Here is an 11,912-nt window from a genome sequence, read left to right on the forward strand (position 1 = left end):
AAGTTTAACGATTTATCAAACAGGCTGCGTTCGCGGCGATTATTCAGCGCCGGCAGGCGAATCGCTACGGAATGGGCGTCGGCGGTGAAGGTGACGATCATCAGTTCTGAGCGGAAGTGGGTGGCATCGGCGCAGGGTTTATCCACGCGAAACAGAAACTGATGCTGACCGCGCTCCAGCTCAAGGCTGTCCGCGCCTTTCAGCAGCGAACCTGAGATTTTGCGCCCATCCAGCACCAGCAGGTCGATCTGCGGATCGAGCTTCAGGGTGATGGCATGGCAGGTTGCCGATACGAGCAGCAACAGCAAACCCGTAACAGCCAGAGACAGCTTCATTTCAACTCCCGGAACAGGGGAAAAAGGGCGATGTGTAGCAAATTATTACATTATGGCAGTTAATTTACATTTTAACATATTTATTCGTGTCGCCGCGCAAACTTTTCGTGCGCTGCGCTTGCACTTTAGCGCGCAATGGCATCTACACTCAGGCGAGTGAACAAGGAGAAAAACATGAACGATCAAACGATTCGCGATGTCCTGACGCAAACCCAACGCATCGCGCTGGTCGGTGCCAGCGATCGCCCTGAGCGTGCCAGCTATGGCGTGATGAAATACCTGCTCGATCAGGGTTATGAGGTGATTCCGGTGAGTCCGAAGCTGGCAGGGCAGCAGCTGCTGGGGCAAACCGTGTACGGCACGCTGGCGGAGATTCCAGGCAAGATTGACATGGTGGATGTGTTCCGCAATTCCGAAGCGGCATGGGGCGTGGCGCAGGAAGCGATCGCTATCGGAGCGAAAACATTATGGCTGCAGCTGGGCGTGATTAACGAGCAGGCGGCGGTGCTGGCGCGTGATGCCGGGCTGACGGTGATTATGGATCGCTGCCCGAAGATAGAAATTCCGCGGCTGGGCGTGACGCGGTAAATAAAAACGGCGACTCCGGGTCGCCGCACGATTAATGCCGCAGGCTGGGTGCCTGCAGCTGCTGACGGATTGAGGCCGCCAGTTCATCCATGGATGGCTGTTCCGGATGCTCAAACGAGGTCTCTCCGGCCAGCTGAATCTCTGCGATATAGGTGTGCACCTGTTCGCCTTCCTCATCTTCCATCACCACGTGATACCAGGGAGCGGCACGCAGCGATTCCGTCGCGCCAACCTCATCCAGCTGCGGATCGTCCAGCGAATACTCCGGGTCGACGTCCACAATCACGCCGAGCACCCCGGAGAGACGGTGCCGGACCTGCTGTCCAATTCCAAATTTACTGGCAATCATTGTGACCTCCCAAAACTTTGCCCTGTCACCAATATGGGGGCAGGGACAGCGTTTTCAAGTCACAGCACGCGACAGGCAAAGCCTTTCAGATAAAGCCCTTCAGGATAGCTGGCGATCACCGGATGGTCGGCTGCCTGACGGAACTGCTCTATAAATTGTACATCACGACCGGCATCGACAGCGGCATCAGCGATAATTTTCTGGAACAGCTCGGTGGCCATCAGCCCGGAACAGGAGAACGTCAGCAGAATGCCGCCCGGATTCAGCAGCTGCATCGCCAGCATGTTGATGTCTTTATAGCCGCGGCAGGCGCCCATCAGCTGATTTTTGTTTTCAACGAACTTCGGCGGATCCATCACGATCATGTCGAACTTCTCGCCGCTGTCGCGGTAGCGGCGCAGCAGTTTGAACACATCGTCGCGCAGGAACTGCGCGCGGGAGAGATCCAGCCCGTTAAGCGCCACGTTCTGCTTTGCTACGTCAAGGGCGTCCTGCGAGGTATCCACACTGATCACTTCCCGGCAGCCGCCGAGCAGAGCAGAGACCGCAAAGCCGCCGGTGTAGGAGAAGCAGTTAAGCACACGGGCATTTTCTGCGTAACGACGGGTGGCAAAACGGCTGTCGCGCTGATCGAGGTAATAACCGGTCTTGTGACCGCCCTGAATATCCACCAGCAGCTGCATGCCATGCTCGGTTATCGGCAGCAGCGCAGGCGGCAGATCACCGCTTACCGGACCCTGCGCCAGCTCCAGTCCCTCTTTCTTGCGCACCGCCACGTCAGAACGGTCGTAGATGGCGCAGTCGGGATAGCACTGCTGCAGCGCCGAGACGAGAGCCGGACGTTGATACTCCGCCCCGGCCGACAGCAGTTGCAGCACGAGGAAATTACCGAAGCGATCAATCGTGACGCCCGGCAGTCCATCGGACTCGCCGGCAATCAGGCGATAGCTGTCCAGCCCGTCGCGCTGTGCCAGCCAGTCGCGCCACTGCTGCGCTTTCTGCAGCGTGCGCACAAAGAAGGCGATGTCGATTGACTCATCCTGCTGCCAGCTCCAGACGCGCGCGCGAATTTGTGACTGAGGAGAGTAGGCGGCGCGGGCCAGCCATTTGCCGTTGCTGTCACAGATATCAATGGTTTCACCCGACTGGGCTTTACCTTCCATACGGGCAACGGCCCCGGAGAACACCCACGGATGGCGGCGGAGCAGGGATTTTTCACGTCCCTTAGCGAGAATCAATCGAACGGTCATGTTTGCTATGCTTACCTGAAAAAATGAGGCGCCATTTTCCGGTGGATGGCGGCAAAATGCAACGCACAAAGGGGAGATCGCCATGGCGACGACAGGTTACAAAATCTGGGTTCACGGCAGGGTGCAGGGCGTGGGCTTCCGTTATTACACCCAGGCGCAGGCGAACGCGCTGGGCGTCACCGGCTATGCGCATAATCTGGCGGATGGCAGCGTGGAGGTCCTGGCGGCGGGAGAAGCGCAGCAGGTGGAGTCACTGATTACGTGGCTGAAGGCGGGCGGACCGCCCAGTGCCCGGGTCGATAAGGTGCTGGTGGAGCCGCATCAGCTGGCGGAGCGGCCGACGCGGTTTACTACCGGATGATCACAGACACTTCGCCGGTTTTGGCAGGCCGGCGATTTTAGTGGCCTGTTTGGCCGGACCTTCCGGGAACAGGCGAAACAGATAGCGGCTGTTGCCTTTCTCTTCGCCATATTTTTGCGCCATGGCTTTGACCAGCATGCGCACCGCCGGCGAGGTATTAAACTGCTGATAAAAATCACGCACAAAGTGCACCACTTCCCAGTGCGCTTCACTCATCTCAATCGCTTCCTGCTGGGCGATGGCCTGCGCCAGCGCTTCACTCCAGTCGGCGCTATTTTTCAGATAGCCTTCTGCATCAGTGGCAATCTCTTTACCGGCAAAAATCACATTATTTCCTCATATCGTCAGCGCGCCCATTGTAAAGGCGGCGGCGGATAAAAAGCAAAAACCCCGCCGGAGCGGGGTTTAACGGTGCGTGCGTTACGTCTTAGTCGCGGTTGGCGAAGCCCAGCAGGCTCAGCAGGCTGACAAAGATGTTGTACAGCGAGACATACAGGCTTACGGTGGCGCGAATGTAGTTGGTTTCACCGCCCTGAATGATGTTGCTGGTTTCCCACAAAATGGCACCGGCAGAGAACAGAATAAACAGGGCGCTGATTGCCAGGTGCAGCGCAGGCAGCTGCAGAAAGATATTGGCAACCACGGCCACCAGCAGCACCACAAAGCCGGCCATCATCATGCCGCCAAGGAAAGACATGTCGCGACGCGTGGTCAGGACATAGGCGGAACAGCAGAAGAACACCAGCGCGGTGCCGCCCAGCGCCATGGCGATAACATCACCCATACCGGCGGTGAGGAACGAGCTGAGAATCGGACCGAGGCAGTAACCGAGGAAGCCGGTGAAGGCAAACGCGGCCAGAATACCCGCCGGGCTGTTCGCCAGGCGATAGGTCAGGAACATCAGTCCGTAAAAGCCCACCAGCATCAGAATCAGCCCCGGCGAGGGCAGGGCGTAGACGGTGCTGAGCGTGGCGGTGACGGCGGAAAACGCCAGCGTCAGGCCAAGTAAGAAATAAGTATTGCGCAGCACTTTATGAGTGCTGAGTAGCGACTGCTGCTGTGACGAGCTAATTATTCTGTCCATCATGCGCTCCTGTTAGAGAGAGAACACCAAATATGGCCTGAGAATACGCAACGGTCAGAGGACAGAAAAGGCGTTTTACCCATCTTTACGCGATAAATTGCTGTTTCACTGAGCAGAATGACGATTAAGACGGCAAAAAAATCATATTTGACTGTTTTTCAGGCGAACGAATCATTGGATGCTTTACATCGTTCGGGGGGATGTTTATAGTGCGCCTCATTGCGGAGGGGTGGCCGAGCGGCTTAAGGCAGCGGTCTTGAAAACCGCCGATGGGAAACCATCCGAGAGTTCGAATCTCTCCTCCTCCGCCACTTCACACTCTCGCAGTGTGAGGTGACAAAAAGATTTCAGGAGGGATGGCCGAGTGGCTTAAGGCAGCGGTCTTGAAAACCGCCGATGGGAAACCATCCCAGAGTTCGAATCTCTGTTCCTCCGCCATATAAGAGAAGCCCGCAGTGATGCGGGCTTTTCGCTTTTCTGCTTTCCATCCTTCTGAAAAACATCCTGAAGCTTTTCAATCTGCTGCCGTAACCCGACGGCCAGCGCGTTTACTGCTATAGTCGATGCACGGTTTTTGCAAACATCTGGCGATTTTCTCAGGCAAGCTGGGTTACACTGTGCGGTAATTCGCTCTTTGGCGAGCTAATCGCTTGAATGCCAGAGTGTTTCCCTGATGAATTATGGAATAGGCACAATGATCAAGAAACTGAGTCTTTGCGCGCTGTCAGTGATCGCGGCGCTGCCGATGGGTATGAGCGCTTATGCCGCGGATGGCGACATGCAACTGCAGCAGGTCCTGATGCTGAGTCGTCACAACCTGCGTGCCCCGCTGGCCAACAACGGCAGCGTGCTGGAGCAGGCGACGAAAAAAAGCTGGCCGCAGTGGGATGTGCCCGGCGGTGAGCTGACCACCAAAGGCGGCGTGCTGGAAGTCTACATGGGTAACTACACCCGTCAGTGGCTGGCCCAGCAGGGGCTGGTACAGAACGGCACCTGTCCGGACAGCAGCAACATCTTTGTCTATGCCAACAGCCTGCAGCGCACCGTTGCGACGGCGCAGTATTTCGTCACCGGTGCTTTCCCGGGCTGCGATATCGCTGTCACCCATCAGGATGCGATGGGCACCATGGACCCAATCTTCAATCCGGTAATCACCGATGGCAGCGAAGCGTTTAACAAGAAAGCGCTGGCGGCGATGACCGCAGCCAATGAGAAGCTGGCGCTGAAGCCGGCCTTTCAGCGGCTGGAAAAAATCGTGGATTACAAATCAGCCCCGGCCTGTAACGGCAAGAAACAGTGCGACCTGAGCAGCGGCGACAACACCTTTAGCGCGGAAAACGGCAAAGAGCCCGGCGTCAATGGCCCGCTGAAAGTGGGTAACTCGCTGGTCGACGCCTTTACGCTGCAGTATTACGAAGGTTTCCCGGCGGATCAGGTTGCCTGGGGACAAATCAAAACGCCTGAACAGTGGAAAGAGCTGGCGGCGATCAAGAATGGCTATCAGGATGCGCTGTTTACCGCGCCGGAAGTGGCGCGTGACGTTGCCGCACCGCTGGTGGATTACATCCGTAGCCAGCTGGTCGATCAGGATAAAGCCACCGCGCCAAAAGTCACGCTGATGGTCGGACACGATTCGAATATCGCGTCATTGCTGAGCGCGCTGCAGGTTAAGCCATACGAGCTGCCGGGTAACGACGAGAAAACCCCGATTGGCGGCCAGGTGGTGTTTGAACGCTGGCACGATGCAAAGAACAACAAAGATCTGCTGAAAGTGGAGTATGTCTATCAGACGGCGGATCAGCTGCGTAATGCCGATGTGCTGAGCCTGAAGAACCCACCGAAGCGCGTTACGCTGCAGCTGGCGGGGTGTGACACTGACGCCAACGGCTACTGCAGCTGGGATCAGTTCACCAGCGCGCTGAACAACGCGCTGCAGGGTACGCCGCTGCAGCCAGCCGCACCGGCACCGGCCGCACAGCCTGCTGCCGCGCCGGCAGCCAGCGATGACGCACCGGCCAAAGCGGATCAGGCCAGCGCAGATAAAGCGGCGGCTGACAAAGCCGCGGCTGATAAAGCTGCAGCGCAGAAAGCCGCTGACGCCAAAGCCGCTGAGGAAAAAGTGAAGGCGGACAAGGCCGCGGCGCAAAAAGCGGCGGCCGACAAAGCCAAAGCTGAGAAGGCCAGCGCTCAGAAGGCCGCAGAGGAGAAGGCGAAAGCCGATGCCGCAGCGGCGCAGAAAGCGCAGGCTGAGGCAGCGCCGGCGAAGCCGGAGGCGGACGCTAAACCCGCGCAACAGCCGGCAGCGGCCAGCAACTAAAACGCCAGCAGGGTCGCCATGCACGGCGACCCTGCTGTGTTGTTACCGGCTGCGCATTGACGCACACCGCAGTGAATCGAAAAAACCACCGTTCAGTTCAACGGTGGTTTTATGCCGCTTAACCGGCTACCACGACCAGTTTCTGGTTAGCAAACTCCTTCAGCCCGAGATCCGATAGTTCACGGCCATAGCCGGAACGCTTCACGCCGCCGAACGGCAGCTCAGCCGCGGTATCGCTCTGCGAATTGATAAACACCATGCCGGTCTCAATCTGCGAAGCCATGTTGCGTCCGCGCGCAATGTCCCGCGTCCACACGGAACCGCCCAAACCGTAGTGTGAGTCGTTGGCCAGTGCCACGGCAGCACGATCGTCCGCCACCACATATACCTGCGCCACCGGGCCGAAAAACTCCTGATAATAAGCCGGGTTATCCGGCGTCAGGCCGGTCAGGATGGTTGGCTGGTAGTAGCAGCCGACGCCGTCGATTACGCGTCCGCCGCATTCCACGCGTGCGCCATGCGCCACCGCCTCGTCCACCTGTTTCACCAGTCGGTCACGTGCATCCTGTGACGACAGCGGCCCCAGCGTGGTTTTTTCATCTAATGGATCGCCAGGCGTCGCGGATTGCAGCGCCGCGCTAAACTTAGCCATAAAGCTTTCAGCAATCTTTTCATGCAGAATAAAGCGCTTGGCCGCGGTACATACCTGACCGCAGTTGCTGAGCCGCGCCTGCGCCCCCTGGCGCACCGCTTCATCAATGTCGGCATCGTCCAGCACCACAAACACATCGTTACCACCCAGTTCGAGCGTGGATTTTTTCAGGTGCTTACCGGCCTGCTCAGCCACCGCGCTGCCAGCGCGCTCCGAACCGGTGAGCGCCACACCCTGCACGCGCGGATCGGCAATCAGATCGGCCACCTGCTGGTTAGAGATGAACAGATTAGTCCACGCGCCCTGCGGCGCACCGGCTTCCAGCACCAGCTTTTCAAACAAGTCGGCGCAGTGCGGCACAATGTTGGCATGTTTCGCCAGCACCGGATTGCCCAGTGCCAGGTTCGGTGCCAGCACGCGCATCAGCTGATAATACGGGAAATTCCACGGCTCGACGGCCACCACCACGCCAATCGGATGGTATTCGAGCCAGGCGTCACCGACATCGCTGGGATAGGGCTGTGCCTGCAACAGCCTTGCCGCGTGTTCGGCATAATAGCGCGCGATGCTGGCGCAGATTTTTACTTCGCCGCGGCTCTGGCCAATCAGCTTACCCATCTCTTTGCTGGCAATAGTGGCCAGCTCTTCGCTGCGCTGGTCGATCAACTCTGCCAGACGCTGCAGCACCTGCAGACGCGGCTGAATATCGCCTTTGCTCCACGGCGAATGGTAGAGCGCATCGGCGGTATGCAGCGCCTGCTGCGCGTAGCTGTCATCGTGTGATGGCCAGGTTTTCAGCAGCTGATTATTGGCCGGATTAATGCTTTGATAGGCTGACATAAAAGCTCCCTGACGGCTAAAAATGAGAAGGCGGGACATGCCCGCCTGTGCTTCAGATGTTTTTACGTTCGACCGGCTTATCGTCCCACGTCAGGACGTCCTGGTCGGTTTTCTCAAACGCGCGGAATAACACCTCATCGCTGCCTTGCTGGCGCCAGATCTCTTCGGCAAGCCGTTCGTCATAATTCGCCACTTCGAAAATTGCTTCAGCGATTTCCGGTGAAGTGTGACGTAAGGTCGCCCATTCGCCCACGTGGTGAGCTTTAAACTGTTCTGTTGCCATAACTCTCTCCTGTTGGGAATTTATCCTTTCAGTTTTACCGCCAGACCGGCGACGTATTGGCCCTGATAACGGGCAATTTCCAGTTCTTCCGCCGAGGGCTGGCGCGATCCGTCACCGCCCGCCAGCGTGGTTGCGCCATACGGCGTACCGCCACGCACCTGCGAAATATCAAACAACTCTTTGGTGCCGTAGCCGATGGGCACAATCACCATGCCGTGATGTGCCAGGGTGGTCCACACCGAGGTGATAGTCTGCTCCTGACCGCCGCCAGTGCCGGTAGACGCAAACACGCTGGCAATCTTGCCGTACAGCGCGCCAGAGGCCCACAGGCCGCCGGTGCGGTCCCAGAAATTACGCATCTGACCGGACATGTTGCCGAAGCGCGTCGGGGTGCCGACGATGATGGCATCGTACTGCGGCAGGTCGTCCGGTTTGGCTTCCGCCGCCGGCTGATTAACCTTCCCGCCGACCTGAGCAAACCGTTCGGCATCCATACTTTCCGGCACGCGCAGAATGGTGACTTCGGCACCGCTCACGCTCTTCGCACCGTCCGCCACCGCGTTAGCCATGGTCTCGATATGTCCATACATGGAGTAATAAAGCACCAGAATTTTTGCCATCGTGTTTTCATCCTGTGGTGTAAGGAACAGAAAGAAGTATAGAAGAGGCTGCGCGCTATGCTGGTCAGCCATTGAACAGTCACGGAGATCGCGCTGCGACTTCTGCCGCTAACCGCTTGTTTTTCAGCTTAATATCTTGCCATAAAAACGATGCTAAGCGGTTTATCTGTTGCAAAGTATGAATATGTGCCTGATCGTGCGCATCCATTGGCTATGCTTTAAGCGGGTGTGGCGAGATATTACGCACCTGACCAGACACTGTTAGCGCAGTGAAATGTCTTCACCACCTATGCTCAATACCTGGAGGAAATGATGGCTCAACATCGTGGAGGATCAGGCAACTTCGCGGAAGATCGCGAAAGGGCCGCGGAAGCGGGTCGTAAAGGCGGTAAAAACAGCGGCGGGAATTTCAGAAATGATCCGCAGCGTGCTGCCGAAGCAGGTGAAAAGGGGGGACGCAGCCGCGCGAAAAAATAGTGCGTCTGTGACGGTATCCCCGGCCGCCGGGTACGCCCGGCGGTTACAATGATTGCAATTTGCCCGGCTAATCAGCAAAAATGTGCGCCAGTCCTCTATTCTGGTGCGTTATGTCTGCTTCCACTTCCCGCCTCAGCCTGCGTATTACGCGTCAGGAGCTGGTACTTATTTTTATCACTATGGTCTGGGGTGGCACCTTTCTGGTGGTGCATCGCGCCATGGCGCATTCGGGGCCGTTCTTTTTTGTCGGGCTGCGTTTCGCTACCGCCTCGCTGCTGCTGGCCTTTTTCTTTCGCCGCTATTTGCGTCACATTACCTGGCTGGAAATCAAAGCGGGTGCGCTGATTGGCGTGGCGATTGCCGGCGGTTACGGATTGCAAACCTGGGGTATGCAAACCATTTCCAGCAGCCAGTCGGCGTTTCTGACGGCACTTTACGTGCCGGTGGTGCCGCTGTTGCAATGGCTGTTTCTGCGCCGGCCGCCGGGCCTGATGGCGTGGCTGGGCATTTTGCTGGCGTTCACCGGTCTGGTGCTGGTGGCGGGTCCGCAGGATGGCAGCCTGACGCTGAATGCAGGTGAGATCGCCACGCTGCTCAGCACCCTCGCCATTGCCGCCGAGATCATTCTTATCAGCCGCTACGCCGGGCAGGTCGATGTGCGCCGCGTAACGCTGGTACAGCTGCTGGTGGCCTCGGCCTGCGCCTTCGTGCTGATGCTGCCCAACGGCGAATCTTTACCCACGCTATCGGCGCCGCTGTTGTTCAGCGCGCTGGGCCTCGGCGCGGCCAGCGCGCTGATTCAGGTCACCATGAACTGGGCGCAGCGCAGCGTCTCGCCGACGCGCGCCACAGTGATTTATGCCGGCGAGCCGGTGTGGGCCGGTGTGGTCGGACGTATTGCCGGCGAACGGTTACCGGCCGCGGCGCTGCTGGGCGGCGCACTGATTGTCTGCGGGGTGATTGTCAGTGAACTGCGCCTGCGGCGCAAAAAAGCGGTGCCGGAGCAGGCACCGCAGAAGCCTTAAGGCTGCGGGCGCGCCGCCGGCTGGGTCAGCGCGGCACCGCGCCGCTGCAGAATGGCGTTGAGGATGATGGCACCGAAGGTGGCCGTGCCGATGCCGCCGAGGGTAAAGCTGCCAATCTTCAGCGCAAAATCCCCGGCACCGAGCACCAGCGTGGTCGCCACCATAATCAGATTGCTGTTCTGGCTAAAATCGACATGGTTTTGCACCCAGATACGTGCGCCGGCCACAGCGATTAAGCCAAACACCACAATTGAAGCGCCGCCAATCACCGGGCCGGGAATGGTGTGGATCAGCGCGCCAAACTTGGGCGAAAAGCCCAGCACCAGCGCGATCAGCGCCGCAGCGACAAACGCCAGCGTGGAGTAGACTTTGGTCACCGCCATCACGCCAATGTTTTCGGCATAGGTGGTGACGCCGCTGCCGCCGATGGAACCGGACAGCATGGTTGCCAGGCCGTCGCCGACGAACGCGCGTCCCATCCACGGATCGAGATTGCGCCCGGTCATGCCCGCCACCGCTTTAATGTGGCCGAGGTTCTCCGCCACCAGAATAATCGCCACCGGTGCGATCATCACGATTGCCTGCATATCAAATACCGGCGCGGTGGTGTGCGGCAGACCAAACCACGCGGCGCTGGCCACGCGGCTGAAATCCACCGGCTTGCCGAAGCCCATCACATTGGTCAGCAGAGCGTACAGCGCCCAGGCGACAATCAGCCCGACCAGAATCAGCAGCCGCTGCACCATACCGCGGGTGAACACCGCCACCAGCCCGATGCACAGCACCGTCATCACCGCCATCCAGCTATCAAACATCGAGGCGGAGACGCTGTGCACCGCAATCGGTGCCAGATTAAGGCCGATGGCCATCACTACCGCGCCGGTGACCACCGGTGGCATCAGCCGTTCAATCCAGCCGGTACCCACTTTCATCACCACCAGGCCAATCAGCGTGTAGAGCGCGCCGCAGGCAATAACGCCGCCCAGCGCCAGCGCCAGGTTGGGATTGAGCCCCTGACCGTTGAAGCCGGTAATGGCGATCACCACGCCGACAAACGCGGCGCTCGATCCGAGATAACTCGGCACGCGACCACCGGTAATGACAAAGAACAGCAGGGTGCCGATACCGGAAACCAGAATCGCCAGGTTGGGATCCAGCCCCATCAGCAGCGGCATCAGCACCGTTGCGCCAAACATTGCTACCGCATGCTGCAGGCCCAGCACGAACGTCTGCCCGAGCGGCAGGGTCTCGTCGGGGGCAATCAGCCCGTTATCGCTCATGGCTGACTTTTTCTGCCAGCGGGGGAACCAGGAACTCGCCATCGTCTTCTCCAGGGTAGTGGTCGAACCGGGCCGCACGGTGCGGCGTTAGCGGGCGTCCTGCCGTGAAAGGGCATGGTAGCGACGGTCAAACCACATCAGACCGGGCTGGGCATCATGGCGCTCCAGCGCCATCACGTTGCAAAACAGAATGTCGTGTGTCGCCACGCTGACGACCTGCGTGATGGTGCAGTCGAACGCCATCAGCGCCTCCTGCAGCAGCGGTGCGCCGCTGCGCTGCGTGTGCCAGCGGGCGGCGGCGAAACGTTCGGTCATTGGGGTTTTGCCGCCAAACAGCGTCGACAATGACTCCTGCCCGGCGGCCAGCGTGTTCACGCACAGCACGCCGTTATCGCGGAAAAGAGGCCACACCGACGCGCGTTGCGATTGAGGCAAACCAGCAGCGTCGGTG

General features: G+C 58.8%; 14 protein-coding genes, 2 tRNA genes and 1 pseudogene. 7 read left to right on the forward strand and 10 right to left on the reverse strand.

The annotated features are described in order from the left end of the window. A partial coding sequence (locus tag ERD80_RS18470) for a DUF2057 family protein (protein WP_136547989.1) occupies nt 1–335 on the reverse strand: 335 nt, incomplete at its 3' end. A gap of 174 nt (nt 336–509) precedes the next feature. On the opposite strand from ERD80_RS18470, the gene ERD80_RS18475 reads away from it, so the two are divergent. Continuing rightward, nucleotides 510–923 (forward strand): CoA-binding protein, encoded by a 414-nt coding sequence (locus ERD80_RS18475; protein ID WP_136547991.1) that lies wholly within the window; start codon nt 510–512, stop codon nt 921–923. Between the two features lie 31 nt (nt 924–954). On the opposite strand, the gene hspQ is transcribed toward ERD80_RS18475, so the two are convergent. Beyond that, entirely contained in the window at nt 955–1,272 is a 318-nt protein-coding gene (hspQ, locus tag ERD80_RS18480) for a heat shock protein HspQ (RefSeq protein ID WP_021508298.1), read from the reverse strand. Between the two features lie 59 nt (nt 1,273–1,331). Further along, nucleotides 1,332–2,522, reverse strand: coding sequence for a 23S rRNA (cytosine(1962)-C(5))-methyltransferase RlmI (gene rlmI / locus ERD80_RS18485; protein ID WP_058780791.1), 1,191 nt, complete (start codon nt 2,520–2,522; stop codon nt 1,332–1,334). An 82-nt stretch (nt 2,523–2,604) separates the two neighbouring features. Here rlmI and yccX point away from each other — a divergent pair, with 82 nt between their 5' ends. Further along, nucleotides 2,605–2,883 carry an acylphosphatase gene (yccX, locus tag ERD80_RS18490; RefSeq protein ID WP_058780790.1) on the forward strand — a complete coding sequence of 93 codons (279 nt, stop codon included), beginning with the start codon at nt 2,605–2,607 and terminating at the stop codon, nt 2,881–2,883. Here the strand turns inward: yccX and tusE are convergent, their stop codons facing one another. Continuing rightward, nucleotides 2,884–3,210, reverse strand: coding sequence for a sulfurtransferase TusE (gene tusE / locus ERD80_RS18495; RefSeq protein ID WP_010616552.1), 327 nt, complete (start codon nt 3,208–3,210; stop codon nt 2,884–2,886). It abuts the gene before it with no gap. Between the two features lie 100 nt (nt 3,211–3,310). After that, nucleotides 3,311–3,967, reverse strand: coding sequence for an FtsH protease modulator YccA (gene yccA, locus ERD80_RS18500; RefSeq protein ID WP_021508295.1), 657 nt, complete (start codon nt 3,965–3,967; stop codon nt 3,311–3,313). Nucleotides 3,968–4,190: 223 nt separating this feature from the next. Between yccA and ERD80_RS18505 the strand changes: the two genes are divergently transcribed. From ERD80_RS18505 to agp, 3 genes are all read left to right on the forward strand, one after another. Then, nucleotides 4,191–4,278 (forward strand) — tRNA-Ser (locus tag ERD80_RS18505). A gap of 39 nt (nt 4,279–4,317) precedes the next feature. Beyond that, nucleotides 4,318–4,405: transfer RNA gene (locus ERD80_RS18510), tRNA-Ser, on the forward strand. Nucleotides 4,406–4,661: 256 nt separating this feature from the next. Then, the gene (gene agp, locus ERD80_RS18515) at nt 4,662–6,284 is read left to right on the forward strand and encodes a bifunctional glucose-1-phosphatase/inositol phosphatase (RefSeq protein WP_211145602.1); all 1,623 of its coding nucleotides are present in this window, start codon (nt 4,662–4,664) and stop codon (nt 6,282–6,284) included. Between the two features lie 118 nt (nt 6,285–6,402). Here the strand turns inward: agp and ERD80_RS18520 are convergent, their stop codons facing one another. The 3 genes from ERD80_RS18520 to wrbA are packed head-to-tail and all read right to left on the reverse strand — an operon-like array spanning nt 6,403 to nt 8,679. Beyond that, on the reverse strand, nt 6,403–7,776 hold the full coding sequence (locus tag ERD80_RS18520) for an NAD-dependent succinate-semialdehyde dehydrogenase (protein WP_136547995.1): 1,374 nt from the start codon (nt 7,774–7,776) through the stop codon (nt 6,403–6,405). 52 nt (nt 7,777–7,828) lie between these two features. After that, nucleotides 7,829–8,059, reverse strand: a complete 231-nt coding sequence (locus tag ERD80_RS18525) for a YccJ family protein (protein ID WP_021508292.1) — start codon at nt 8,057–8,059, stop codon at nt 7,829–7,831. 20 nt (nt 8,060–8,079) lie between these two features. Next, nucleotides 8,080–8,679: an NAD(P)H:quinone oxidoreductase gene (gene wrbA, locus ERD80_RS18530; protein ID WP_021508291.1), complete on the reverse strand. Its 600-nt coding sequence runs from the start codon at nt 8,677–8,679 to the stop codon at nt 8,080–8,082. 312 nt (nt 8,680–8,991) lie between these two features. Between wrbA and ERD80_RS18535 the strand changes: the two genes are divergently transcribed. Then, the gene (locus ERD80_RS18535) at nt 8,992–9,156 is read left to right on the forward strand and encodes a general stress protein (RefSeq protein ID WP_010616548.1); all 165 of its coding nucleotides are present in this window, start codon (nt 8,992–8,994) and stop codon (nt 9,154–9,156) included. Between the two features lie 110 nt (nt 9,157–9,266). Then, entirely contained in the window at nt 9,267–10,181 is a 915-nt protein-coding gene (locus ERD80_RS18540; protein WP_021508290.1) for a DMT family transporter, read from the forward strand. Here ERD80_RS18540 and rutG read toward each other — a convergent pair. Beyond that, a complete protein-coding gene (rutG, locus tag ERD80_RS18545) occupies nt 10,178–11,503 on the reverse strand; it encodes a pyrimidine utilization transport protein G (RefSeq protein WP_021508289.1) in 1,326 nt (441 codons plus the stop codon). The two genes, ERD80_RS18540 and rutG, sit on opposite strands and share 4 nt — an antisense overlap. A gap of 45 nt (nt 11,504–11,548) precedes the next feature. Next, a pseudogene (locus tag ERD80_RS18550) lies at nt 11,549–11,912 on the reverse strand (flavin reductase); the annotation flags it as partial.

The sequence above is a fragment of the Pantoea sp. R102 genome, from assembly GCF_004916815.1.
Classification (GTDB): Bacteria; Pseudomonadota; Gammaproteobacteria; order Enterobacterales; family Enterobacteriaceae; genus Pantoea; species Pantoea dispersa.